23 protein-coding genes are annotated in these 24,435 nt (G+C 46.0%); 15 read left to right on the top strand and 8 right to left on the bottom strand.

What is annotated here, in order from left to right; all coding sequences use genetic code 11:
* On the bottom strand, positions 1–277 hold a 277-nt coding region (locus AC5EF3_RS13255), incomplete at its 3' end, for an enoyl-CoA hydratase-related protein (RefSeq protein ID WP_493548384.1).
* Positions 278–498: 221 nt separating this feature from the next.
* Between AC5EF3_RS13255 and AC5EF3_RS13250 the strand changes: the two genes are divergently transcribed.
* Positions 499–2,307 carry an acyl-CoA dehydrogenase gene (locus AC5EF3_RS13250; RefSeq protein WP_493548383.1) on the top strand — a complete coding sequence of 603 codons (1,809 nt, stop codon included), beginning with the start codon at positions 499–501 and terminating at the stop codon, positions 2,305–2,307.
* Between the two features lie 69 nt (positions 2,308–2,376).
* On the opposite strand, the gene AC5EF3_RS13245 is transcribed toward AC5EF3_RS13250, so the two are convergent.
* Together AC5EF3_RS13245 and AC5EF3_RS13240 are read right to left on the bottom strand one after the other, a co-directional pair.
* On the bottom strand, positions 2,377–3,669 hold the full coding sequence (locus tag AC5EF3_RS13245) for a Xaa-Pro dipeptidase (RefSeq protein WP_493548382.1): 1,293 nt from the start codon (positions 3,667–3,669) through the stop codon (positions 2,377–2,379).
* A 109-nt stretch (positions 3,670–3,778) separates the two neighbouring features.
* Positions 3,779–4,687 carry a LysR family transcriptional regulator gene (locus tag AC5EF3_RS13240; RefSeq protein ID WP_493548381.1) on the bottom strand — a complete coding sequence of 303 codons (909 nt, stop codon included), beginning with the start codon at positions 4,685–4,687 and terminating at the stop codon, positions 3,779–3,781.
* Positions 4,688–4,788: 101 nt separating this feature from the next.
* Between AC5EF3_RS13240 and AC5EF3_RS13235 the strand changes: the two genes are divergently transcribed.
* The 4 genes from AC5EF3_RS13235 (at position 4,789) to yghU (ending at position 7,046) form a co-directional block, all read left to right on the top strand.
* A complete protein-coding gene (locus tag AC5EF3_RS13235; protein WP_015828672.1) occupies positions 4,789–5,379 on the top strand; it encodes an FMN-dependent NADH-azoreductase in 591 nt (196 codons plus the stop codon).
* Between the two features lie 14 nt (positions 5,380–5,393).
* Positions 5,394–5,663 (top strand): pirin family protein, encoded by a 270-nt coding sequence (locus AC5EF3_RS13230; RefSeq protein ID WP_493548380.1) that lies wholly within the window; start codon positions 5,394–5,396, stop codon positions 5,661–5,663.
* Positions 5,664–5,724: 61 nt separating this feature from the next.
* Positions 5,725–6,009, top strand: a complete 285-nt coding sequence (locus AC5EF3_RS13225; protein ID WP_493548379.1) for a pirin family protein — start codon at positions 5,725–5,727, stop codon at positions 6,007–6,009.
* Between the two features lie 194 nt (positions 6,010–6,203).
* A complete protein-coding gene (gene yghU / locus AC5EF3_RS13220) occupies positions 6,204–7,046 on the top strand; it encodes a glutathione-dependent disulfide-bond oxidoreductase (protein WP_493548378.1) in 843 nt (280 codons plus the stop codon).
* A 24-nt stretch (positions 7,047–7,070) separates the two neighbouring features.
* Here the strand turns inward: yghU and AC5EF3_RS13215 are convergent, their stop codons facing one another.
* Together AC5EF3_RS13215 and AC5EF3_RS13210 are read right to left on the bottom strand one after the other, a co-directional pair.
* On the bottom strand, positions 7,071–9,158 hold the full coding sequence (locus AC5EF3_RS13215; RefSeq protein WP_493548377.1) for a molybdopterin oxidoreductase family protein: 2,088 nt from the start codon (positions 9,156–9,158) through the stop codon (positions 7,071–7,073).
* A gap of 33 nt (positions 9,159–9,191) precedes the next feature.
* Positions 9,192–10,190, bottom strand: a complete 999-nt coding sequence (locus AC5EF3_RS13210) for an NADPH:quinone oxidoreductase family protein (RefSeq protein ID WP_015828668.1) — start codon at positions 10,188–10,190, stop codon at positions 9,192–9,194.
* A gap of 242 nt (positions 10,191–10,432) precedes the next feature.
* Here AC5EF3_RS13210 and AC5EF3_RS13205 point away from each other — a divergent pair, with 242 nt between their 5' ends.
* The 10 genes from AC5EF3_RS13205 to AC5EF3_RS13160 all read left to right on the top strand — a co-directional run bounded on the left by AC5EF3_RS13205 (position 10,433) and on the right by AC5EF3_RS13160 (position 20,826).
* On the top strand, positions 10,433–11,683 hold the full coding sequence (locus AC5EF3_RS13205; RefSeq protein WP_493548376.1) for a TetR/AcrR family transcriptional regulator: 1,251 nt from the start codon (positions 10,433–10,435) through the stop codon (positions 11,681–11,683).
* Between the two features lie 122 nt (positions 11,684–11,805).
* The gene (locus tag AC5EF3_RS13200) at positions 11,806–12,600 is read left to right on the top strand and encodes an SDR family NAD(P)-dependent oxidoreductase (protein ID WP_493548375.1); all 795 of its coding nucleotides are present in this window, start codon (positions 11,806–11,808) and stop codon (positions 12,598–12,600) included.
* 44 nt (positions 12,601–12,644) lie between these two features.
* The gene (locus tag AC5EF3_RS13195) at positions 12,645–13,418 is read left to right on the top strand and encodes a glucose 1-dehydrogenase (protein ID WP_493548374.1); all 774 of its coding nucleotides are present in this window, start codon (positions 12,645–12,647) and stop codon (positions 13,416–13,418) included.
* Positions 13,415–14,491: a phosphotransferase family protein gene (locus tag AC5EF3_RS13190; protein WP_493548373.1), complete on the top strand. Its 1,077-nt coding sequence runs from the start codon at positions 13,415–13,417 to the stop codon at positions 14,489–14,491. The genes AC5EF3_RS13195 and AC5EF3_RS13190 overlap by 4 nt, the downstream gene beginning before the upstream one ends.
* A gap of 56 nt (positions 14,492–14,547) precedes the next feature.
* Positions 14,548–15,789 (top strand): acyl-CoA dehydrogenase family protein, encoded by a 1,242-nt coding sequence (locus AC5EF3_RS13185; protein ID WP_493548372.1) that lies wholly within the window; start codon positions 14,548–14,550, stop codon positions 15,787–15,789.
* Between the two features lie 77 nt (positions 15,790–15,866).
* The gene (locus AC5EF3_RS13180) at positions 15,867–17,054 is read left to right on the top strand and encodes an acyl-CoA dehydrogenase family protein (protein WP_493548371.1); all 1,188 of its coding nucleotides are present in this window, start codon (positions 15,867–15,869) and stop codon (positions 17,052–17,054) included.
* A 22-nt stretch (positions 17,055–17,076) separates the two neighbouring features.
* On the top strand, positions 17,077–18,204 hold the full coding sequence (locus AC5EF3_RS13175) for an acyl-CoA dehydrogenase family protein (RefSeq protein ID WP_493548370.1): 1,128 nt from the start codon (positions 17,077–17,079) through the stop codon (positions 18,202–18,204).
* Between the two features lie 17 nt (positions 18,205–18,221).
* Positions 18,222–18,674: a MaoC family dehydratase gene (locus tag AC5EF3_RS13170; RefSeq protein WP_493548369.1), complete on the top strand. Its 453-nt coding sequence runs from the start codon at positions 18,222–18,224 to the stop codon at positions 18,672–18,674.
* Positions 18,675–18,702: 28 nt separating this feature from the next.
* Positions 18,703–19,620 carry an SDR family NAD(P)-dependent oxidoreductase gene (locus AC5EF3_RS13165; RefSeq protein ID WP_493548368.1) on the top strand — a complete coding sequence of 306 codons (918 nt, stop codon included), beginning with the start codon at positions 18,703–18,705 and terminating at the stop codon, positions 19,618–19,620.
* Between the two features lie 27 nt (positions 19,621–19,647).
* Positions 19,648–20,826 carry an acetyl-CoA C-acyltransferase gene (locus AC5EF3_RS13160; protein ID WP_015828658.1) on the top strand — a complete coding sequence of 393 codons (1,179 nt, stop codon included), beginning with the start codon at positions 19,648–19,650 and terminating at the stop codon, positions 20,824–20,826.
* Positions 20,827–21,002: 176 nt separating this feature from the next.
* On the opposite strand, the gene AC5EF3_RS13155 is transcribed toward AC5EF3_RS13160, so the two are convergent.
* From AC5EF3_RS13155 to AC5EF3_RS13145, 3 genes are read right to left on the bottom strand one after another with little or no spacing between them, the layout of a single operon-like run.
* Entirely contained in the window at positions 21,003–21,959 is a 957-nt protein-coding gene (locus AC5EF3_RS13155; RefSeq protein ID WP_493548367.1) for a calcium/sodium antiporter, read from the bottom strand.
* Positions 21,960–21,972: 13 nt separating this feature from the next.
* Positions 21,973–22,383 carry a nuclear transport factor 2 family protein gene (locus AC5EF3_RS13150; RefSeq protein ID WP_015828656.1) on the bottom strand — a complete coding sequence of 137 codons (411 nt, stop codon included), beginning with the start codon at positions 22,381–22,383 and terminating at the stop codon, positions 21,973–21,975.
* Between the two features lie 9 nt (positions 22,384–22,392).
* Positions 22,393–24,417, bottom strand: coding sequence for an oxidoreductase (locus tag AC5EF3_RS13145; RefSeq protein ID WP_493548366.1), 2,025 nt, complete (start codon positions 24,415–24,417; stop codon positions 22,393–22,395).
* Positions 24,418–24,435 lie beyond the last annotated feature (18 nt).

The raw sequence follows: 24,435 nt of genomic DNA, 5'->3' as shown, positions 1-24,435 counted from the left end.
TTGGGCATTCACGAAGTGCGTCTAGAAAGCGTACCACTGGCGGTTTTTCGCTGCCGACCAAATCTGTTGTGAAGTCTGAAATGTCATTTCCAGAGGTGAACATGTCGCCAGCACCTGTGATGACAAAAGCGCGTGAAGTTTTATCTTCGCCATATGCCAAAATCGCATCAGCCATAGCACTATACATGCCTTTGGTGATCGCATTTTTCTTATCTTGGCGTGTGATAGTCAAAGTTGTGACCATCTCGTTCTGGGTGACGACTATAAATTCGCTCATAATTGTGTCCCTCTATTCATTCTTGGGTAGGCGAACTGAAAATGCCTGTCAATAATGCCGCAAGGTGAGGGGAAACTGGTTAAATCGGGTGGATGTATGAGCTTTCACTTTCTTTTCAAAATTGCCCTTAGGGTAGGATTGATCAGGGAATAAATTTTAGTACCATTGTTAAAAAATGGTGCTATTTGTCTCCATTCTCTGCATTCAAAGGAAGTTGATTAATGTCATTGATTACAAATCGTCGCGATATAGATTTCTTGATGTATGAGCTGCTGGATCTCGACCAAATGCTTCAAACGGATCGCTATGAAGCATACGACCGAGAAGCAATTTCAGCTATTTTGGATACTGCGCAAGCGATTGCTGAAGATAAGTATCTCACATGTGCAAGTGAGCTGGATGCGAATGAGCCAACATTTGACGGCGAAAAAGTATCCATCATGCCCGAAGTAGGAGAGGCGCTAAAAGCTTTTGCGGATGCTGGCTTCTTCGGCGCAAGCTTTGATGAGGATGTCGGCGGGGCACAATTACCCGGGATTGTGAATTTTGCATTGGCTGGTTTTTTCTCAGCGGCTAATCCGGGGATAAACTCGTATGCATTTTTGACGATTGGTGCTGCCAATATGCTGAATGCAGTGGGTAGTCAGGAACAGAAAGACAAATATCTTGGTCCAATGCTAGAAGGTCGCTGGTTTGGTACAATGTGTCTATCTGAACCTCAAGCGGGTTCTTCACTGTCTGATATCCGTACAAAAGCAACGCCGACAGATGAGGGGCATTATCTGATTGAAGGCTCGAAAATGTGGATTTCGGGTGGAGATCACGAGCTTGCAGAAAATATTGTTGAAATGGTGCTGGCTAAAATTCCAGGTGGCCCTCCGGGTGTGCGGGGAATTTCTCTTTTTATCGTACCAAAATATCGGGTGAATGATGATGGAAGTCTTGGGCCTAAGAATGATATTTCATTGGCGGGTCTCAATCATAAAATGGGACATCGCGGCACGACAAATTGCCTTTTGAATTTTGGTGAAAATGGCGATTGTCATGGGTATCTTGTGGGGAAGCCGCATGAAGGCTTGAAATCCATGTTTCATATGATGAATGAAGCGCGCATTGGTGTTGGGCAAGGCTCGGTCATGAGTGCATTAACTGGATTTCTATATTCATTAAAATATGCTGGTGAGCGCTCGCAAGGTCGCCACCCTCAAGATAAAGATCCGACAAAACCTCAAATTCCTATCATTGAGCACACCGATATCAAGCGGTTGCTCATGGCGCAAAAGGCGGCGGTCGAGGGTGCTTCAGCATTGCTTTTTTATTGTATGGACCTTGTTGAACAGCAAAAATTGACTGACGACAAAAACGAGCAGATGCGTTTGGCTTTATTGTTGGAAATTTTGACACCCTTGGCAAAATCTTGGCCGTCAGAATTTTGTTTAGAAGCAAATAAGCACGCAATTCAAATCCTTGGAGGATATGGTTATACGCGTGAATTCCCTGTTGAGCGGTATTATCGCGATAATCGTTTGAACCATATTCATGAAGGTACGCATGCGATACATGGCCTTGATTTGCTGGGTCGAAAAGTCTCTATGCATGACGGGGCAGCGCTAAATCTGCTTATGGCTGAGGTGCAAAAAACGTTAGCAGAGGTCGCTGATGAAACTTCGCTAAAAGAGTATGCTACTGCATTAACTGGTGCAGTTGAAACGCTGTTGGACACAACAAAAACAGTAAAAGCTTGTGAAAATCAGAATATTCAATTAGCGAACGCCACGATATATCTGGACGCTTTCGGGCATGTTGTTGTGGCGTGGTTATGGTTGCGTCAGGCTCAGGTGTCCGTAAGTGCATTGAAGACGGCTGAGGGAGATGATGTCGCTTTCTATCAGGGTAAAATAGCAGCTTGCCGGTATTTCTTCCGCTATGAATTACCAAAAGCGGTCACGCAATTTCATCTTGTGGCGGATCTGGATCAAACTTGTTTGGATTTGGTCCCAGAACAATTGATAGGTAGCAATCCCTTTTAGACGAAACTAGCGACGCATTGAGATAGCTATCATGCCCCTTCAGAGTATCACTTTGAAGGGGCGTTTTAGTTATTGCGTGATGGTGTTCTTGTAGACCACACCGTCTTTCATCACGAAGTCGATGTCTTCCAGCTCGCTAACATCTGTTAGCGGGTTTGCTGACACCGCAACGATATCTGCGAATTTTCCAACCTCTATTGAGCCAGTGTTGGTCTCAGTTCCAAAGAGTGTCGCATTGCCAATCGTAGATGCTTGGATGGCTTGCATGGGTGTCATTCCCCATTCAACCATTTTTGCAAATTGGCGTGCATTTAAACCGTGTGAATAGACACCGCCATCTGTACCAAATGCCATTTTGGCACCTGCTTTAACGGCTGCTTGAAAACGTTCTCTTTGAAGGCGTCCAACTTTACGTTCTTTTTCTAAAGATTCTTCAAGAATGCCGGCGGCTTCTCCTTCAGATAGGATAAAGTCGGACACATAGATATCCATGGAAAGATATGTGCCTTGTTCTATCGCGACTTGAATATCTTCATCCGTGATCATGCTTGCATGTTCAACGGAGTCGACGCCAGCTTTTAGGGCCGTTGCGATGCCATCAGAGCCATGAGCATGGACGGCAACTTTCAAGCCCAATAGGTGTGCTTCATCAACAATGGCTGCCATTTCTTCAAAGGTGAATTGCTGTGCACCAAGTTTAGTGCCTTTGGATAAGACACCGCCTGTACCGCAAAATTTGATGACTTGGGCACCGTATTTGTTGTTTTGGCGCACTTTGGCGCGGACAGCCCAAGGTCCATCAGCCACACCTTCAGCTTTGTTCTGATATTCAAAAGGTAACAAATTGGAATCGCAATGGCCGCCAGTAATTCCCAGAGAGGGGCCAGATGCGATGATACGTGGCCCAATTACTATACCGTCTTCGATCGAGTCTTTTAATGCGATATCTGCATATCCGGGGGCACCTAAGTTTCTAACACTTGTGAACCCTGCTAGCAGGGTCTTTTTGGCATTCGCCACACCATTAATTGCAGCTCTAGGTGTTGAGATAGTCAGTCTTCTGTAGCCATGATCAGAAGCGTTGGATGTGAGGTGAACGTGGCTGTCAGATAAACCGGGCAATAATGTAGCGCCGGCCATATCTAGGGTTTCCCAATCTCCATCAGGTGCTTTGGATGCATTGCCAACAAAAGTGATCTTTCTGTTTTCGATTGCGATAGCTTGATTTTTTACGAGTTTGCCTTTTACGACATCAATAAGGTCAGCATTTATAAGTAATGTTTTGGATGTGGCTTCCTGAGCCAAGCTGGGCGAGGAGATAAAGAATGCGAAACAGACCGAGAGCGCGCTTAGAATTTTCATAAATTTACCTGTATGACTGGCAAGGGAAGAATGTGTCTTGTTTTGTTGTCTATTGGGATCGGTATACCAAGCTAAGGGAGAATTAAATTCTATCATAGTGTCTGTTTGGCTAAATTTTCTCCCAATATGGGTCTTCTCCGCCGCAATGTTTTGCAAGATGGTCAACTAGTTTTCGTACGCGGGCCGATAGATGGCGTGTTGGTGGGTATATGGCGTATGCACCAATTTCTGGCCATTTATAGTCGGGAAGTATTTGTACGAGACGTCCGTCTTTTAGAGCTTGGCAAAGTATAAAGCTTGGTTCGATGACAATGCCTTTTCCTGCTATTGCAGCATCTTTTAAAAAGTCTCCATTTGTAGACTTCAGGACAGATGGCATTTCAATTTCTCCTACCGAACCATCGGGTGCTGTATATTTCCAGCTTCTGACGTCTTTGAGGCCATAGCGCAGCTCGTTTAGCTTCTGCAAATCTTCAGGTGTACGCGGTGTACCATTTTGGGCTAGGTATTCAGGACTTGCTGCAGCGATAGCGCGAATAGGTGCAAGCTTGCGCGCAATTAGACTTGAATCTGGCAATTGGCCGATCCGAATGGCGAGATCCATGCCTTCAGACACGAGATCAACTTTGCGATCACTAAAATCAATGTCGAGTTCGATATTGGGATTAGCATCGAGAAACTCAATAAAGGCTGCGCTAAGATGGTTTACACCAAAGGTAAGAGGGGCTGTGACTCGGATAGTGCCTGCTAACGCTGCCTGATTAGAAGTAATAGAGGCTTCCGCTTCTTGCCAGTCATGTAGCAAGATTTTAGCTCGCTCAAACAGAGTGTGACCTTGTTCCGTCAGCGTGATTTTACGCGTTGTGCGAATAATTAATTGTGTATCTAGGCGTGCTTCTAAGTCTTGAATGCGTCGACTGATCGCGGATTTGGCAAGTCCTAATTGTTTAGCAGCAGCAGTAAATGAACCTGATTCAATCGTTCGAACAAAAGCTTCAATATCTTCATACCTGTTCATTGTTTCGTTTTCCAGAACAATAATATCTTAAATTGCACACTAATACTATATGGGTGGACAGTCTATCTGACTTTGTAGGAAATTTAGCAAAGGAAGACATGATGGAAAATCTAAACAAAATTCTTCGTATTGATACGAGCGCACGTGTATCTGACTCTGTATCACGTGGATTGGTCGATGCGATTATTGAACATTTGTCAGCTGAAAAAGCTGTACAAGTTGAGAAGAGAGATGTGTCAAAAGGCCTACCATTTATCAATGAGGATTGGGTTGGCGCAAACTTTACTCCGCCAGAGATGAGAACAGATGCTCAGGCTTCAACTTTGGCTCAGTCTGATCAGTTGGTGAACGAAATTAAGAATGCAGATACGCTTGTTATCGGAATTCCGACTTACAATTTTGGTGTTCCAGCAACTTTCAAAGCATGGGTCGATTTGATTGGACGTGCGGGCGTGACATTCAAATACACAGAAACAGGGCCTGTCGGACTGATGGAAGGCAAGCGTGCTATTATTGCATTGGCTTCAGGTGGTACACCGTCGGGAAGTGAGATTGATTTTGTCACACCATATGTGCGTCACATTCTGGGCTTTATCGGCATAACAGACGTTACGTTTATAATTGCGGACGCAATGGGCCAGCAGGCGGAAGAAAAAATTGCAGCAGCAATGGCGTCAATTAAACAGATTTAAAAAGGAAAATTGTGATGAGTACTCTAAATCTTATTCCTCAAGATGCTTTTACATTACGTCCGGCAGCCGAACGCGGACATGTAAATATGGGCTGGTTGCGTTCAGCTCATTCCTTTAGCTTTGGAAGCTATTTTGATCGTGCCCACATGCATTTTGAATCCCTTCGCGTGATCAATGATGACTATATTGAAGGTGGAAAAGGATTTGGAGAGCATCCGCATCAGAATGCAGAAATTTTCTCATATGTTCTTCAAGGTGCTTTGGCGCACAAGGACAGCATATGAAGACGGTGGCCAGCCTCGATATGAAACCCTAGACCTAACGAAAGAAGATAAGGACGGTAAATTGAAACTGTTTCTTTCAAAGGATGGCCGTCATGGTTCTATTCAGATGAAAGCAAATGCTGATGTTTATGCGGCTAATCTTGATGGAGATCAGTCAGTTCAGTTTGAAATTTCAGACGGGCATAAAGCTTGGGTTCAAGTTGCGCTGGGTGAAGTTGAAGTGAATGGTATGCGTTTGCAGCAAGGTGACGGTCTAGCAATTCCGACGGATGGATTGCTTGAGTTCACCAATGGAAAAGAAGCTGATTTTGTCTTCTTTGATTTTGAAGCAGAGCCATTCAACTAAGCTGTGGAATGAGAATAAAAATAAGAGTGAGCCTTCCGTAGGGGAGGCTCACTTTTGTGTGATTTGGAGATGAAATTTCGGCTTATCATTTGTAAAGCTGAGCAATGGACATAAGTATAGTGCATACAATTCCTCGGTTTCTAAATCCTCGGATGGCCAAACACTTATAGAATTTCACCAATGGACATATGCTCATGACAGACAAGCAAACATATACACCACCTGCCGTTTGGACTTGGGAACAGGGTAATGGCGGAAAATTTGCGAATATAAATCGTCCAATTTCTGGAGCGACACACGAAAAAGAACTGCCCATCGGTCAGCATCCTTTTCAATTATATTCATTAGCAACGCCTAATGGTGTGAAAGTGACTGTGATGTTTGAAGAGCTTCTAGCGCTTGGCCATAAAGGTGCGGAATATGATGGTTGGATCATTGATATTTCCGAGGGTGACCAATTCTCATCTGGTTTTGTTGAGGTGAATCCAAATTCGAAAATCCCAGCTTTGATGGATCGCAGCGGTGTAGAGCCAGTTCGCGTTTTTGAATCTGGTTCTATTCTGGTGCATCTAGCCGAAAAATTTGGTGAGTTTTTACCAAAAGACGGTGCAAAACGCACGGAAGTCATGAATTGGCTGTTTTGGCAAATGGGGTCTGCGCCTTATTTGGGCGGCGGATTCGGGCATTTTTACGCATATGCACCCGAGAAATTTGAATATCCGATCAATCGTTTTTCTATGGAAGTGAAACGAGAGCTGGATGTTCTGGATAAGGCGCTTGAGAAAAGCAAATTTATTGCGGGTGATGAATATACGATTGCAGATATCGCTATCTGGCCGTGGTATGGGGCGCTTGCCCTTGGTCATTTATATGAAGCGGCTGAATTTTTGTCAGTGCATGAATATAAAAATCTTCAACGTTGGGCCAAAGAAATTTCCGAACGTCCGGCTGTAATCCGTGGTCGCCGTGTAAACCGCGTATGGGGCGAAGAAAGCAAGCAGCTTAAGGAGCGTCACTCTGCAGCTGATTTGGATTAACTCAAACCAGTGCCACTCGCTGATCTAGTTTGCCACCAGTTTTGAGATCCTCACTTCGACGCCGTTCAAAACGGCGTTGCCGGAGAGTGGGTCTTTGGTCGCTGGATCGGTGAGGTCGTTGATTGAGACACCTGGTTTTTCACCGGCGACAGAGAGTTTAGTGCCTTCTCGTGCGTGGCCGTAACCATGGGGAATTGACACCACGCCGCGCATGACATCGGTTGTGACTTCGGCAATTATTTCTACGCTTCCAACATGGTTTTGCACGCGAACCATATCGCCGGTTTCCACATCATATTTCACAGCGTCGTCTGGATGTATCATCAAAGTACAACGATCTGGTCCTTTAAGGAGGCGATGACTATTGTGCAGCCAGCTATTATTGCTGCGCACGTGCCTGCGGCCAATCAATGTGAGGTCTGGAATATTTGTGGTCACAAGTTCGTGCTTGAAACGTTCCAAATCTGTTAGGCATTCTTCAGGGGCGCAGTGAATTTTCTTGTCAGGTGTTTGTAATCGCTCTGGAAGTTGAGAATAGAGCGCACCTAGATCAACACCGTTGGGACTGTTTTCCAATTGCTCTAAAGTAAGGTCATAAGAAGAGGCTTTGAGCATGGCCGCCAATGCGTCTCTTGGAGTAATAATTGGTGGTGGTTCTTTCCCTGTTGCTGTGCTGATTGCAGCAGAGAGGCCGGCAACGATTTCCCAGTCTTCGCGTTCATCGTCTTGTCTAGGCAAAAGAGCGGGGGAGTAAGCTGCAAAATTACGGACTGCCATTGGAGCGAGCAATAATGGATAATGGTCGTTTTCTAATGGTCCACATGGCGGCAATATATAATCGGCATGTCGCGATGTTTCTGTAACATACATGTCGACACAGACCAGCATGTCTAATGATTCTAAAGCGGCATCCAATTGTCGTCCACCGGGGGCTGAGATGACTGGATTACCTGCAATTGTGAAGAGGGCACCAATTTGGCCTGCGCCTTTTGTGGTGATTTCCTGAGCGAGTTCGACGGTCGGAAGTTCACCCAAGACCTCAGGGCTGTTGCTCACGCGTGTGCTATAGCGTCCGTAGGAACCATTGCCTGCATTTTCAACTGGATCAATTGCGGGCTTACCAAACATCATGCCGCCTTCACGGTCGAGATTGCCAGTCGCAATATTGAGCAATTGGATCAGCCATTGATTGACCGTGCCAAATGTCTGTACCGAAACACCCATCCGGCCATACACAATCGCTGGTTTGCCGCTGCCCAGCTCAGCTGCAATGTCGTTAAGTGTTTCAACGCTTACGCCGCAATGTTTGGAGAGGACGTTTAGATCATATTTTCTGATTTCGTCCCATGCTTTATCCCAGCCATTATCTAGCATTGGAGCTAGCCTTTCTGGGTTCACAAGGTCTGCATTATCTAGTGCTAGAAGTAATCCAAGGAAAAACGCGGTATCACTGCCCGGACGGATAAAATGATGCTCATTGGAAATTTTCGCGGTTTCGGTTTTTCTGGGATCAATAACCACGAGCTTCCCGCCGCGTTTTTGCATGCGTTGAATACGTTTTTTTACATTGGGCACCGTCCACAAACTGCCATTGGATGCCAATGGATTGCCGCCAACGATCAGCATGTATTGACTGCGATCAATATCAGCAACGGGGAAAAGGGCGTTATGCCCATAGACCCATCTTTGCGCGATCATGTGCGGAAGCTGGTCTAGGGTGGAGGCCGAATATATGCCGCGTACACCAAGGCTTTTTATGAAATTTCTTATCTGAGTTGTTTTGCTGTAATCATGCGTTCCGGGGTTTCCTAGATAAACAGCTGGTATTTTTTCGCTTGATACAATATTGGCAAAACGTTCTGCAATTTCAGTGAACGCTGTGTCCCAATCAATTTCTTCCCAGCCATTTTCAGTCTTTTTGAGAGGGTGATGTAACCTATCTGGATCGTCTTGAATGTCTGGAATAGCCGTTGCCTTGGGGCAGATATAGCCCTCGCTCAAAACGTGATCGGGATTGCCTTTGATGGATACAACCCGACGCTCATCAAGTTCGACAAGGATGCCGCAATTTGCTTCACAAATGTGGCATGTGCGTGCGTGAATTGTTGTCATGATGTGGCCTCGGGTTGGATCTGGTGCGGGTGTTTAGTCGATTGTTACGACGACTTTACCGATTGCCTTTCGGTCTACGAGCCATTGAATGGCATCGCCGCCCTTTTCCAGCGGCCAAGTTTTGCCAACTTTAGGGTTGATCTTACCTTCTCCCCAGAGGCGCATAAGTTCATTGACGTTTGCTAGGTTTTTTTCTGGTGAGCGTGCTGTAAAGGCACCCCAGAAAACACCGCGAATATCACACCCTTTTAAAAGCGTAAGGTTGAGAGGCGGTGATGGAATACCAGCAGCAAAACCTATAACGAGGTAACGCCCTTCCCAAGCGCAGGCACGCAGAGCTGGTTCACAATAATCACCGCCAACAGGGTCATAAATGACGTCTGCTCCATTGCTTCCAAGAACATCTTTAAATTGCTTGGCGAGTTCTTTGGACTGCGCTTTATCAAATGGCTGGCGGGCGTAAACGATTGTGTCATCTGCGCCAGCATCTTTGGCGGCTTGCGCTTTATCTTCACTGGAAACAGCGGCTACGACACGCGCACCCATAGCTTTACCCAGTTCGATTGCGGCGAGGCCAACACCTCCAGCTGCGCCAAGAACAAGTAGCGTTTCACCTGGTTTCAAGTTTCCGCGGTCTGCAAGTGCATGATATGTTGTTCCATACACGAGCAATAGAGCAGATGCTTGATTGAAATCTTTGTCAGCAGGTAGTGGAAAAGCCAGATTTTCTGGAACACTTATGTATTCAGCAAATCCGCCATGGGGAACTGTTGCGACGACACGGTCACCAACTTCCCAGCCAGATGTATTCTCTCCCACTTTTTCAACAACACCGGCGATTTCACTGCCGGGTGCAAAAGGGCGAGGTGGTTTAAATTGGTATCTGTCTTCGATGACGAGAGAGTCTGGAAAGTTCACGCCACAAGCATGGATACGCACAACTAATTCATTCGCAGCAGCGTCTGGTTTTGGTAATTCAACGAGCTCCAGCGAGTCTGGACCGCCGGGTGTTTTTGATACGAGTGCTTTCATTGGACGTTTCCTCTTTTTGTCCCGCAGCGTGTATGATGGCGCGTTTTTATTTGGAAATTTTGTGCGCCACCACATTGCACGCAATGTTGCCCTAAGGTGATAAGGCTGTATTGATAGTGCCTTGTTTTGGAAAGTTATTGATACTCTTCTTGTTAGCCCGCAGGCTGGCATAATTTGTACATATGTTCAATATGTGTTTTTGTAGAAGGGTTTTTTAGAGTTGTATTCTCGGGAGTTCGTCTGTGTTAGAAGAAAAAAAAGCTCAGTTAACGATATCTCGATCTGCAAAAATGCGTCGTAAATTACGTGATGCTGTCATCTTGGATATAGCCGAGTTTGGATTGTCACGTACAACGCATAGAAGTGTTGCTAAGCGGGCCAATGTCTCGTTAGCGTCGACAACATATTATTATGAAACCAAGATGGATATGATCAAGGACGCGTCTTACGTGCTTGCGAAGAAAAATCTTGAAAGTATGAAAGCTGTCCCAAAACGTAGATTATCGGACCCGCAATTTGCGGTCACATTTCGAGATTTTTGTGTTCGTTCCATTGCTGCTGGGGTCGCAAAGAAATTCAGAACCCCCACCATTGCTTGGCAAGAAATAATGATCGAAGCGGCGCGCAATGATGATTTAAGGTCTGTAGCTATAGAATGGTTTGACGGGCTTGAAGCGATTTGGTTGAAGCTTGCCAATGAATTTCCCGGCGAATTTAGTGAGTCTTTGATCCGTTCAGCATTAGATTCGACAATTGGACAGATTTTTCTTGCTCAACAATTTGGGTTCAACTCTGGTGATATTTATAACATTCTGGATAAGAATAATAATGTTGCAGAATGTATAAAAAACAAGAAATATAACAATCAATTACTTGATGATCCATCACTTGAGAAGGATGGGAAAAAAGCGCAAGCAACTCGTGCTAAAATTTTAGATGCTGCGATTGGGCTGATCGAAGATTATGGCGTTTCAGGGGTCACACACCGAGCGATAGCGGCGCGTGCAGGGTTGGCTCCAACTGCTCCAGTTTATTATTTTAAAAATTTGGAAAGCCTATTGCAAGCAACACAAGTACAGATTTTTGCACGTGCAAAAGCGCGGTACAGACATGTAATGGCGGGGATAGACTATGATGCCCTGAAGATTGATCAGCTTGCAGATCTGACAAGTGCAGTTTTTATGCGCGAAGTCACGGAGTTCAAATCTGTCAATCTTGCCGAATTATCTGTGTTTATGGATTTTCAGCGAAATCCTGCGCTTGGGCCGGTAATGCGGGATGTGAGCCTTGATCAGTATCTAGCTTGGGATCGCCTACTGAAGAGGATAGGCTATGGTGCAAGATCAATGGATGCTTATCTGATCTATGGCCTTTTTATTGGAAAAAAGCTTAGAATTCTGGCGACTGGCGTACAGACACATGACCTAGGGAGAGTTCGTCAGGAGTTTTGTGAGGATATAACCGCCATGATAGATGGGAAATATCTGATATAAGATTTTTCAGTAGTACGTTTGTTAAAAAAAATTTGACTTTGGGTGTGTCTCTGTAGAATAAATGTGTTGAATTGATAGTTCTGATTGTCAGTTTTTGATCAACTTCTAGCAGGAGAGCGCGTATGGATTGGCATAATAAAGTTGCAATTGTCACGGGCGGAAGTCGCGGAATAGGCAAAGCCTACGCTGAAGCGCTTCATGCTGCTGGAGCAAAAGTTGCTGTTGCAGATCTTGTCCAATCCGAAGCAGATGCCGTTGGCAAAGCCTGTGGCGGGTTTGGTGCGAGTGTGAATGTTGCTGATGAGGGTGAAGTTGCTTCTTTCATCACTGAAGTGACGAAACAGCTTGGCCCAGTCGACATATATGTTTCCAATGCTGGTATAGGATCTTCTGATGGACCGCTTTTTGGAGCAGCATCTGCTCCTAATTCGTCTTGGGAAAAATCTTGGCAAGTGAATGTTATGGCGTCGGTTTATGCTGCTCGCCATGTGGTTCCTGATATGGTCAAGCGTGGTGGTGGTAGTTTTGTTATCGTTGCGTCGGCTGCTGGTTTACTCGCTCAGTTGGGATGTACGTCCTACACAGTGACAAAGCACGCGGCTGTCGCCTTCGCGGAAAGTCTGGCTGTTGCGCATGGTGATGACGGGATATCAGTGGCCTGTGTCTGCCCTCAAGCTGTGAATACGCGCATGATTGAAGATGCAAAAGAAAGTCTTCTATCTGTTGGCGGCGTGGTTGAGCCAAAAATTGTCGCAGAGATGACCTTAACTGCCTTGGACGACGGGAAGTTCTTTGTGTTTCCGCATGAAGAAGTCGCCGAATATATCAAAGGCAAAGCCGCTGAACCAGACCGCTGGTTGGGTGGGATGCGCAAACTACGACGCGGTTTGATGGCAAAGAATAATAGGCCCATGTAGGCCAAAATACATTCGATAATAATAAATAAGGGAGGATGCTTAAAATGGCACGGCAGGATTTAACAGGAAAAGTCGCACTTATCGCGGGAGCTAGTCGCGGTATTGGTGAAGAAACGGCCAAAGCATTTGCAGAGCAAGGCGCGATGGTTATCGTAACCAGCCGTAAGCTAGATGCTTGTACTGAAGTTGCCGAAAAGATTATTGCCGCCGGCGGTAAGGCGCGTGCAATGACGCTCCACCTTGGAGAATTAGCTCATCATGACGCTGTGATCGCTTCTATTGAAAAAGAGGAGGGGCGCCTGGATATTTTGGTCAATAATGGCGCAACGAACCCGCATTTTGGTCCTGCAATTGAAACGCCTGTGGATGCGTGGAGCAAGACAATCGATGTGAACCTGAAAGGCCCATATTATCTGACAGTGAAAGCTGTTCCTTTGATGAAAAAATCTGGTGGCGGGTCGATTATCAATGTGGCGTCAGTAAACGGATTTAGACCGGGTATGGGGCAAGGTGTCTATTCAATGACAAAAGCTGGTATTATCAGCATGACGCAAGTATTTGCGCAGGAGCTTGGATCTGACGGCATCCGCGTGAATGCTTTGGCACCGGGCCTAACCCAGACAAAGATTGCATCGGCTTTGATGGCAGATGAAGAAGCGACCAAAGCCATTGTGAACAGAAACTTCTCGCTGAAACGTGTGGGTCAACCCGAGGATATGGCAGAAGCTATTCTCTACCTTGCATCAGATGAATCTTCTTATGTGACAGGACACACATTGGTTGTGGATGGTGGTTTGACACAGCGCGGTCCGCTATGAGCCAAGCAGCTGAAAACATAGGTTCTGAAGTTCGCGCAGAAGATGCTTTTGATGTGGATGCCGTTGACGGTGTTCTAAAGCAAGAAATAGAGGGCCTGAAAGGTCAGCCTCAGGTGACGCAGTTTTCTAGCGGGGCTTCCAATCTAACATTCATGCTTAGATACCCTGACCGTGATTTGGTTTTGCGGCGTCCTCCGCGCGGGGCAAAGCCTAAATCGGGTCATTCGATGATCCGTGAATATAGTGTGATGAAAGCACTTAAATCCGAATATCCTAAAGTGCCAGACGTATTGTATTACGCGCCACACGAAGACTCCATTATTGGTGCTGAATTCTATGTTATGGAAAAAGTGCCGGGGCGACTTGTTCTGGATGCTTTTCCCAAAGAATGGAATTGGGGCCCTCAGGAAGTGCGCAGTTTCTGTGAGCGTTTTTGGGATAAGCTGATCGAGCTACACGCTGTGGATCCCAAGAGTGTCGGGCTGGAAGATTTTGGTAAATCTGAAGGCTATGTTGAACGTCAAATTTTAGGATGGAATAAGCGTTATGAAAAAGCGCTTACACCCGATGCAGATCCATTTGAAGATGTGCGACAATGGTTAGAGGATAACCGACCTTCCACAGAGTCGGGCAGTGCGATTTTGCATGGTGATTTCCGGATCGATAATATGATCATGGATGAAAAAGAACCCCATGAAATCCGCGCAGTGCTTGATTGGGAAATTTCAGCGCTTGGTGATCCATTGATGGATTTGGGCGCAAGCCTCGCATATTGGGTTCAAGCAGACGATCCGATGGAATTGCAAGCATTGAAACGTCAGCCTTCTGATGTTGAAGGCATGATGACACGTCAAGAAATCGTCGATTATTACGCTAAGAAATCAGGCCGTAAGATTGATAATTATCTGTTTTATTATGCCTATGGACAGTTCCGTTTAGCTGGAATCGCGCAGCAAATTTATTACCGTTATTACCACAAACAAACGACGAATGAGCGGTATGCCGTCTTTGGTTTGGGGGCAAAAAATCTGGGTAATTATGTCCGCAAATTGATAGCTGAAAATACAAGATAAGTCCTGCAGCCAACGCTATGGCTGGAGACGATAATAATAGGAAAAGGGAAACGAGAATGACGAGTATGGATTTAGGCCCAAGCGAAAAAGTCAAACCACTTATCGCTGCGGTGCGGGAAATTGTTCGCGAAAAAGTTCTTCCTTTGGAAGTCGAATTTCATAATGAGGTGGGTAAAGCTGAAGGTGGTCGATTTGCACATACCGAGCGCCAGAAAGAAATTCTCGATGAGATTAAAAAGGAGCCTAAAGAACGTGGCCTCTGGAATTTCTGGCTAACAGGATCAGACCGAGGATATGGCCTATCTACTGTTGAATACGCTTATCTAGCTGAAGAAATGGGTTGGTCTCCCCAGCTTGGAGCGGAAGCTTTTAACTGTTCAGCGCCAGACACTGGGAATATGGAAGTTCTCGAACGCTATGGCAATGAAGAGCAGAAAAATGCTTGGCTTTCTGATCTGCTTCAAGGCAATATTCGTTCAGCCTATCTTATGACAGAACCAGATGTTGCGTCTTCAGATGCAACAGCATTGCAATTTGAAGCAAAGCTTGATGGTGATGAGTGGGTTTTAAACGGTGAGAAGCACTGGGCGTCAGGTGCCGGTGATCCGCGTTGCAGTGTTTATATTCTCATGGCGAAAACTGAAGATGATAGTGCTGGCCGTCACGGACGTCATTCAATGTTTGCAATTTCATCTGACCATGAAGGCATTGAGATTATCAGGCCCATGCAGGTCTTTGGTCATGATGATGCACCCCATGGCCACATGCATATCCGCTTTACAAATGTTCGCGTTCCTAAAGATGCGCTTTTGCTAGGCCGGGGCCGTGGTTTTGAAGTCAGCCAAGGTCGCTTAGGGCCGGGCCGTATTCACCATTGTATGCGTGCGATTGGTCAAGCGGAACGTGCGCTTGAATTACTTTGTAAACGCGCCACATCTCGTGAAGCATTTGGGCGTCCATTGCACAAGCTTGGTGCCAATTATGACATTATCGCCGAAGCACGCATTTCTATCGAGCAAGCACGTTTGCTTTGTCTGAAAGCGGCTTGGATGATGGATCAAGGAGATGCAAAAGCGGCTGGTATTTGGATTAGTCAGATTAAAGTTCAAGCGCCGCGTATGGCATTGAAAGTTATTGATGAAGCAATGCAGATGCATGGTGGCTTGGGTATCTCACAAGATACACCGTTGGCAGAGATGTATACGGGTGTGAGAACACTTCGTTTTGCTGATGGTCCAGATGCAGTGCACCGTATGGTCATCGCGCGGGATGAATTGAAAAAATATACGAATAGATAGGTAGGTATCTGGAACAGGTGTCACGTCCTGTTCCAATTGCCTGTTTTTAAAAGAAATTGTGAAAAGGGAACATAGCAATGGATCTGGCATTCACGAAAGAGAACGAAGAGTTCCGTCAAGAAATCAGAGATTTTCTTGATGAAAACTGGCCCGAAGAGAAACGCACGGGTGAAGTGACTGAGTTTGGCCGTGATGAATACGTCGCTTGGCATAAAAAACTGGCTGCTAAAGGTTGGGTAGCCCCATCTTGGCCCAAAGAATATGGCGGTCCGGGTTGGACACCAACGCAGAAATATATCTTTGCAGAAGAGATGGCGAAAGCGGAAACATTTAATGTGCTGCCGTTTAATATCGGGATGGTTGGTCCTGTTATTTATACCTTCGCTAATGAAGAGCAGAAAAAGCGTTTTCTTCCTGCGACACTAAACTGTGACATCTGGTGGTGTCAGGGTTATTCTGAGCCTGGCTCTGGATCTGACCTCGCATCTCTGCGTACTAAAGCTGTACGTGATGGTGATCATTATGTTGTTAACGGCTCTAAGACATGGACAACATTAGCTCAGCACGCTGACTGGATTTTTTGTCTTGTAAAAACAGACTCTGAAGCCAAGGCTCAGGAAAGTATTTCTTTCCTTCTGATCGACATGAAAACGCCGGGCATTACGGTTCGTCCAATCATTACAATGGGCGGTGACCATGAAGTCAATGAAGTCTTCCTTGAAGATGTGCGTGTGCCGGTGGAGAACCTGATCGGTGAAGAGAATAAAGGTTGGACTTACGCAAAATTCTTATTGATGCATGAACGTTCGGGTATTGCAGGAACACATGTGTGTAAGAAAGCCTTATCTCGTTTACGTGAAGTGGCCAGCGATAAAAGCCTTTATGGTGATGCGCCCATCTTAATGGATGACGCAGAGTTTCGCCGAAAAGTGTCTGAGATCGAGATGGATCTTATGGCGCTTGAATATACCGAGCTACGCGCACTTGCAGGTGAAGAAGCGGGTAAGGGACCGGGTGCTGAAAGCTCGATCTTGAAAATTCGCGGAACAGAATTACAGCAACGTATTTCTCACCTTGCTGTGGAAGTGGCGGGCTATTACGCCATGCCATTCCAGCGTGGTCTGACGGGTAATGAAACACCTTCTGGTCCAGAGCACACTGTTGATGCAGCTGCGGGATATTTCAATAAACGTAAGACCTCCATTTATGGGGGATCAAATGAGATCCAGCGCAACATTATCGCTAAAGCAATTTTGGGGCTCTAGGGCATAGATTCGAGGAAAGATTATGGATTTTTTGTTCACTGAAGAACAGGACATGTTCAGAGATTCAATCTCGCGTTATGTCCGTGAAAAATATGACTTTGAAACACGTCAAAAGATTATTGCGTCCACTGATGGGTGGAGCAAAGAGGTCTGGGCTGATTTCGCAGAAATGGGTCTTTTAAGCGTACCATTTGCAGAAGAATATGATGGTCTTGGCGGCGGTGCTGTCGATATTATGGTCATTATGGAAGAGCTTGGCAAAGGTAATATCGTTGAACCTTTTCTGCCAACTGTCGTACTAGGCGGTGGCGTGTTGTCTGAAGTTGGCGGCGATCAAGCCAAAACACTTATCCCGCAAATTGCGACAGGCGAGTTGATTGTTGGTTTTGGTGTTGCCGAACCGCGTAGCCGCTTTGATCTGTTTCATGTTGAAGCAAGCGCCAAAAAAGATGGTGACTCATACGTTCTTAATGGACGCAAAGCTGTTGTTTTGGGCGCACCAATTGCTGACAAGCTTATCTTGTCATTGCGCACAGGCGGTAATACGCGCGATGAGGATGGTATCAGCCTATTTGTTGTTGATGCAAAAGCAGAAGGTGTGACAATTGAAAGCTATTCCACAATTGACGGTCACCGTGCTGGGGATGTCATTTTGGAAGATGTGAAAGTGACAGCTGCTGATTTGCTTGGCGAAGAAGGAAAAGCCCTTCCTATCATCGAGAAAGTCACAGATCAGGGTATTTCCGCGATTGCTGCAGAGGCCATGGGTGTTTGCCGTAAAATGACGGAACTTACCACAGCTTACACGCGTGAGCGTAAGCAATTTGGTACGGCCATTTCAAATTTTCAAGTTCTGCAACACCGTATGGTGGATATGCTGATCCACACCGAAGAGATGATTTCCATGGCGTATCTTGGTGCGCTCAAACTGGATGAACACCCAGATGAACGCAAAAAAATTCTGTCAGCTGTGAAAGTGCAATTGGGCAAAAGCGTTAAATTCTGTGGTGAATCCGCAATCCAGCTTCATGGTGGAATGGGGATGACAGAAGAAATGGCGGTTGCGCACTATTTCATGCACGGCACGATGCTGGATGTGATGTTTGGAAATGCAGATCATCACCGCAAAAGATATGAAAGCCTCATGTAAGGCTAGGGGAGAGAGACATGACAAGTTTAGCTGAATTACAGTCCAAAGTTGGTGAAACACTTGGGACATCTGACTGGATTGAAATTGGACAAGATCGCATCAACACATTTGCGGATGTCACTGAAGATCACCAATTCATACATTTGGATGCAGAAGCTGCTGCCAAAACACCCTTTGGCGGAACGATTGCTCACGGTTTCCTAACACTCTCACTCATGAGCAAAATGAGTGAGGATGCAATGCCTGTGCTGGATGGGATCGCAATGGCCGTGAATTACGGGTCAGATAAAGTTCGCTTTATCCACCCAGTGCCATCAGGCAGTCGCATACGGGGACATTTCAAACTTTTGAATGTGGATGTGAAAAACCCAAAGCAAATTCTCATAAAAGCTGAAGGCACAGTCGAAATTGAAAACATCGAAAAGCCGGCAATGATTGTCGAAATGCTGACGATGCAATTTTTGAAATAATAGAAAAATATAACGGGAAATATACGCCATGAGTAATCTGGATTTTACAGGCAAAGTTGCCATCATCACCGGAGCCGGTAATGGTCTAGGCAAAAGCCACGCACTAGAGCTTGCACGTCGCGGTGCGAAAGTTGTGGTCAATGATCTTGGTGGTGCAAGAGACGGAACGGGTGGTTCTTTGTCTGCAGCAGAAGAAGTCGTGAAGGCAATCGAAGCTGCTGGTGGCGAAGCCATCGCCAACGGTGCCAATGTAACGAAGATGGACGAAGTTGAAGCCATGGTAGCAAGCGCCATGGACAAATGGGGGCGTGTCGACATCCTCATCAATAATGCTGGTATCTTGCGTGATAAAAGCTTCTCTAAAATGACAATGGATGATTACCGTCTTGTTATTGATGTGCATTTAATGGGTAGCGCAAACTGTTCAAAAGCAGTTTGGGAGATCATGAAAGAACAAAAACACGGACGTATCATGATGACCTCATCGCCATCAGGTCTCTATGGTATTTTTGGTCAGGCAAACTATTCGGCAGCAAAAGCCGGTGTTGTTGGTTTGATGAATGCGCTCACACTGGAAGGCCGCAAATACGACATTCGCGTTAACGCTTTGGCACCAACTGCTGCCACGCGTATGACAATGGATATCGGTATTCCTGAAGCATTGTTGGAGCAAATGCAGCCGGAATCAATCACAGCTGGTGTTGTGTATCTTGTGAGTGAAGATGCGCCGTCTAAATGTATCTTGTCTGCTGCTGGTGGCGGTTTTGCGCGTGCCTATATGGTTGAAACTCAGGGCATTTATTTAAAACCTAATGAACAAACAGCTGAGAATGTTGCAGCTCAATTTGATGCCATCAGCGCCAAAGACAATATTCAATATTACGAAGACACTAACGGTCCAATCGCAAACTTTATGGGGCAGGCGCAAGCCGCTCAAAAATCATAAAATACATAAATATACGGGAGATAAATTATGAGAGAAGCAGTTATTGTTTCCACGGCGAGAACGCCAATTGGACGCGCTTATAAAGGGGCGTTCAACAATACACCTTCGCCAACGCTTGCGGGGCATGCAATCAAAAATGCCGTCGAACGTGCGGGTATTGACGGTGCTGAAGTGGAAGATGTTGTTTTTGGTGCAGCGCTTCAACAAGGCGTGCAGGGCGGCAATATTGCGCGCAACGCCACATTACGCTCAGGCCTACCTGTGACTGTGTCTGCGCAAAGCCTTGACCGTCAATGTGCGTCTGGCATGATGGCCATTGCAACAGCAGCTAAGCAGGTTGTGCTTGATGGTATGGATGTGGCTATTGGCGGCGGTGTTGAATCCATCTCTATGGTTCAAACGCCAGAATTGCGCATGAAAGCAGACCCAGAATTGCTGGCCATGCACCCCAAAGCGTATATCTCAATGATCGAAACTGCCGAAATCGTCAGCGCGCGTTATGGTATTTCCCGTGAAGCACAAGACGAGTATGCATTGCAATCACAGCAACGCACGGCTGCGGCTCAGGCTGCTGGCGCATTTGATCAAGAGATCGTGCCAATGGCATCGAAAATGCTGGTCAAAGATAAAGCGACTGGCGACATTTCAGAAAAAGCAGTGACCCTTGAAAAAGACGAAGGCAACCGTCCTGAAACAACACTAGAAGGTCTAAACAGCCTTAAGCCTGTTGTTGGGCCAGATGCTTTCATCACAGCGGGAAATGCGTCTCAATTGTCTGATGGTGCATCTGCATCTGTCATCATGGAAGCCAAGCTCGCTGAAAAGCGCGGCTTGTCTCCTTTGGGTATCTATCGCGGCATGGCTGTCGCAGGTCTTGAGCCTGATGAAATGGGTATTGGTCCAGTGTTTGCCATTCCTAAGCTTTTAAAAGCTAATGGCCTGACAATGGATGATATTGGGCTATGGGAACTCAACGAAGCATTTGCATGTCAGGTTATCTATTGCCGTGACAAGCTTGGCATTCCTGATGAACTACTAAATGTGAATGGCGGCGCGATTTCGGTGGGTCACCCATATGGAATGTCTGGTGCCCGCATGACAGGACACGCGCTTATCGAAGGTAAGAAGCGCGGCGCAAAATATGTTGTCTGCACAATGTGTGTTGGCGGCGGAATGGGCGCAGCCGGCCTCTTTGAAGTTGCCTAATAAACATTAGGACACAGAATGATATTGTTGGATGTCTTCAGAAGTCCAACAATATCCGCGGCAGCTATTATTGGGAGTAGCTGCCGCATTTTTTGTAGTTTGGGGAGGGGGCTAGCCAATAAACAGTCCTCAATTAATGTTTTGAGAGAAAATTTCAGCCGAACCTGTGGTGTCGATTAGCTAGCTGCTTCTAGGCCAAGCCAAAGGGAATACAAGATATAGGTGGACAGTAAAACAGCTCCCTCTATCCGAGTAATTCTCCAACGTGTGACTGCAATGATTAAGAGTAATATAGTCACAGCAAGCATCACATAAATGTCTATCGAAGCGATTGTCTTTGGCACTTGTATAGGTTTGATCAAGGCTGTTGAACCAAGAATAAACAAGATATTGAAAATGTTGCTACCAACGATATTGCCAAAAGCTATGTCCGATTGTCCGCGTTTAGCAGCAGCAATTGTTGTGACAAGTTCTGGCAGCGACGTTCCAACGGCAACAATTGTCAAACCAATGACAGCTTCAGAAACGCCGAAGTTTGAAGCAATATTGATTGCACCCGAAACTAGAAATTTCGCGCCAAAAATTGTCATGGTTAAACCAGCAATTACGAATAAGATATTTATCCATAGCTTGCCTTGAGGTGGGCTTTCTTGATCACTGATAGCCGGTGAAGGTGTCGCGGTTTGTGAACTGCGTTCTTGTACCACTGTATAAATCACATAGCTTAATAATGCGGCTATGAAGATTGCACCAATCAATGGGCTTAGTTGGCCATATTGGATCGCAGCAAAGCACATCAATGTCGAGATCAGCAGTACTATTCCATCTCGCCGAAACGCGATCTTATCTATTGCCAATGGTGCAAGTACAGCAGCGAAACCGAGTATGAGTAAAGTGTTGGCGATATTGCTGCCGACGACATTCCCTACAGCTATGCCTGGAGAGCCTGCAAAGGCAGCTTGAATGCTAGTCACGAGTTCGGGTGTTGATGTACCAAACCCAACCAAAGTTAACCCTATAACCAGAGGCGACAAGCCAATAAGGCGCGCCAGTTCAACTGCCCCTCGTACAAGAAGGTCACCACCAATGACTAGCGCCGCCAAACCGATAAGAATAAGAAAAGCAGTGTCCATAGATGTGGCCTATTTAACCTGAACGAGAGGCTTTCATTGCTTCTAGCATTTTGCCCATTTCTGCGTGGACCATGTTTACAGCTTTTAGAGGGCGGATCATCACTTTAAATTCTGTGATTAAGCCGTCTTCATTCCATTCAATCATATCAATGCCATTGACGTGAATGCCATTCATTTCGGTTTCAAATTCTAAAACAGCTTTATCGCCGCAATCAAATGTGCGCGTATATTTGAATGTGTCATTGCCTATCGTCTGACCAGCGGCCATGAGATAAGCCATTGTGATCATCTTGCCTTTTTGCGGTGTGTGTACCACGGGGCTGATCATCACAGCATCATCATGTAGCAGCGCGCTTAACCCTGCGGGGGAGTGGTCTTTCTCGATCCACTCCATCCAGCGTGTCATGTTGGTTTGCTCTGTCATTACTTGCTCCTAGATTATGGCTGCAAGGCGTACACCTTGATCAATGGCACGTTTTGCATCCAGTTCAGCAGCAACATCTGCGCCGCCAATAAGGTGAGATTTTGTTTTTAGAGTGTCCTGAAGTTCATTAAGTGAAGTCTGACCAGCACATAAAACAATGTTGTCGACATCCAGAATTTTCGGTTGTCCATCTATTGTGATGTGCAAGCCTGCGTCATCTATTTTTTCATAAGAACAACCCGGTATCATTTTAACACCTTTGGCATTTAAACCAGCGCGGTGAACCCAGCCGGATGTTTTACCCAATCCTTTTCCAACCGATGTTGTTTTACGTTGAAGCAGATAAACCTCACGTGGTGATGCTTCTGGTTCTGGGGTCACACCTTCAATTCCCGAGCGCGCTTTTAAAGACATATCAACGCCCCATTCCTTCATGAAGGTTGGGATGTCTGTACTCGGGGATGATTTTCCATGTGTGAGATATTCTGACACATCAAAACCGATCCCACCTGCACCAATAACCGCGACTTTTTTGCCAACCGGTTTTTTATCTTTGAGCACATCAATATAAGAAAGAACACTCGGGTGGTCGATGCCTTCAATATCTGGTGTCCGCGGTAAAATACCGGTGGCGATAATCACCTCATCAAAATCCATAGCGTCAAGGTCAGCAGCAGAAACACGCGTGTTGAGTTTTAGTTTGATGCCTTTCAGCTCGATCATTTTGTTGAAATATCGGATCGTTTCATAAAATTCTTCTTTGCCGGGAATTTGTTTGGCAATATTGAATTGGCCACCAATCTCTCCGGCGCTATCGAAAATTGTCACATCATGTCCGCGCTCAGCGGCAATGTTGGCAAATCCAAGCCCTGCAGGGCCAGCACCGACAACCGCAATCTTTTTGGGTTTGTCTGTCGGTTCAATCACGATTTCTGTTTCATAACATGCACGCGGGTTCACCAGACAGCTGGATATTTTCATCTGGAAAGTATGGTCCAGACATGCCTGATTACATCCAATACACGTGTTGATTTCATCACTTTTGCCTTGGGCCGCTTTCAGCATGAAAAACGGATCAGCAAGGAAAGGGCGTGCCATTGAGATCATATCAGCATCGCCGCGTTCTAATACTTCTTCGGCAACTTCTGGCGTGTTTATCCGGTTGGAAGTTATCAACGGGATATTCAAATGCTCTTTGAAGCGCGCTGTGACCCATGTGAAAGCTGCGCGGGGCACTTTGGTGACGATCGTCGGTATGCGCGCCTCATGCCAGCCAATACCCGTATTGATAATTGTCGCACCGGCTGCTTCGATCGCTTTTCCTAATTCTAACGCTTCTTCAAATGTGCTGCCGCCTTCCACCAGATCAAGCATAGAAAGTCGATAGATGATTATGAAATTCTCACCAACACTGGCACGCGTGCGCTTAACTGTTTCAACAGCAAGTCGCATGCGGTTTTCATATGAACCACCCCAAGCATCGGTTCTTTGGTTGGTGCGAGCGGCAAGAAATTGGTTCAGAAAATAGCCTTCTGAGCCCATAATCTCCACACCGTCATAGTTGGCGACCTGCGCATATTTGGCTGTTGTCACAATGTCATTGATTTGCTTTTCGATGCCTTCGTCGTCCAATTCATGTGGGACAAATGGATTGATCGGTGCCTTAATGGCAGAAGGTGCGACAGAGGCTGAATTGTATGCGTATCGTCCAGTATGCAGGATTTGCAGACAGATTTTTCCACCCTCAGCATGAACCGCATCAGTTATCGGTGTGTGGTGTTTTGCGTCTTCTTCACTATGAAGAAATTTGTCTGTCGGGATTGCTGCCCCTTCAAAGTTTGGACCATAACCACCTGTAACTATTAGGGAAACACCGCCTCTGGCACGCTCGGCAAAGAAGGCTGCCTGACGCTCAATGCCATTAGGGGCTTCTTCCAGCCCGGTGTGCATAGAGCCCATAATCATGCGGTTTTTTAAAGTTGTGAAACCAAGGTCAAGTGGTTCAAATAGTTTAGGAAAAGCGGTGTTTGTCATCCTATAAATCCTGTGGTG

Source organism: Hirschia sp., from assembly GCF_058892565.1.
Note: the sequence above shows the minus strand (reverse complement) of the source record. Positions and strands in the feature narration are given on the sequence as shown.

Coding starts and splice junctions, on each gene's coding strand:
- AC5EF3_RS13230 (WP_493548380.1), top strand. CDS start 5,394: ATGAGTACTCTAAATCTTATTCCTCAAGATGCTTTTACATTACGTCCG.
- AC5EF3_RS13155 (WP_493548367.1), bottom strand. CDS start 21,959: ATGGACACTGCTTTTCTTATTCTTATCGGTTTGGCGGCGCTAGTCATT.
- AC5EF3_RS13235 (WP_015828672.1), top strand. CDS start 4,789: ATGGAAAATCTAAACAAAATTCTTCGTATTGATACGAGCGCACGTGTA.
- AC5EF3_RS13145 (WP_493548366.1), bottom strand. CDS start 24,417: ATGACAAACACCGCTTTTCCTAAACTATTTGAACCACTTGACCTTGGT.
- AC5EF3_RS13215 (WP_493548377.1), bottom strand. CDS start 9,158: ATGACAACAATTCACGCACGCACATGCCACATTTGTGAAGCAAATTGC.
- AC5EF3_RS13250 (WP_493548383.1), top strand. CDS start 499: ATGTCATTGATTACAAATCGTCGCGATATAGATTTCTTGATGTATGAG.
- AC5EF3_RS13175 (WP_493548370.1), top strand. CDS start 17,077: ATGGATTTTTTGTTCACTGAAGAACAGGACATGTTCAGAGATTCAATC.
- AC5EF3_RS13190 (WP_493548373.1), top strand. CDS start 13,415: ATGAGCCAAGCAGCTGAAAACATAGGTTCTGAAGTTCGCGCAGAAGAT.
- AC5EF3_RS13245 (WP_493548382.1), bottom strand. CDS start 3,669: ATGAAAATTCTAAGCGCGCTCTCGGTCTGTTTCGCATTCTTTATCTCC.
- AC5EF3_RS13195 (WP_493548374.1), top strand. CDS start 12,645: ATGGCACGGCAGGATTTAACAGGAAAAGTCGCACTTATCGCGGGAGCT.
- AC5EF3_RS13165 (WP_493548368.1), top strand. CDS start 18,703: ATGAGTAATCTGGATTTTACAGGCAAAGTTGCCATCATCACCGGAGCC.
- AC5EF3_RS13150 (WP_015828656.1), bottom strand. CDS start 22,383: ATGACAGAGCAAACCAACATGACACGCTGGATGGAGTGGATCGAGAAA.
- AC5EF3_RS13200 (WP_493548375.1), top strand. CDS start 11,806: ATGGATTGGCATAATAAAGTTGCAATTGTCACGGGCGGAAGTCGCGGA.
- AC5EF3_RS13170 (WP_493548369.1), top strand. CDS start 18,222: ATGACAAGTTTAGCTGAATTACAGTCCAAAGTTGGTGAAACACTTGGG.
- yghU (WP_493548378.1), top strand. CDS start 6,204: ATGACAGACAAGCAAACATATACACCACCTGCCGTTTGGACTTGGGAA.
- AC5EF3_RS13210 (WP_015828668.1), bottom strand. CDS start 10,190: ATGAAAGCACTCGTATCAAAAACACCCGGCGGTCCAGACTCGCTGGAG.
- AC5EF3_RS13180 (WP_493548371.1), top strand. CDS start 15,867: ATGGATCTGGCATTCACGAAAGAGAACGAAGAGTTCCGTCAAGAAATC.
- AC5EF3_RS13160 (WP_015828658.1), top strand. CDS start 19,648: ATGAGAGAAGCAGTTATTGTTTCCACGGCGAGAACGCCAATTGGACGC.
- AC5EF3_RS13240 (WP_493548381.1), bottom strand. CDS start 4,687: ATGAACAGGTATGAAGATATTGAAGCTTTTGTTCGAACGATTGAATCA.
- AC5EF3_RS13185 (WP_493548372.1), top strand. CDS start 14,548: ATGACGAGTATGGATTTAGGCCCAAGCGAAAAAGTCAAACCACTTATC.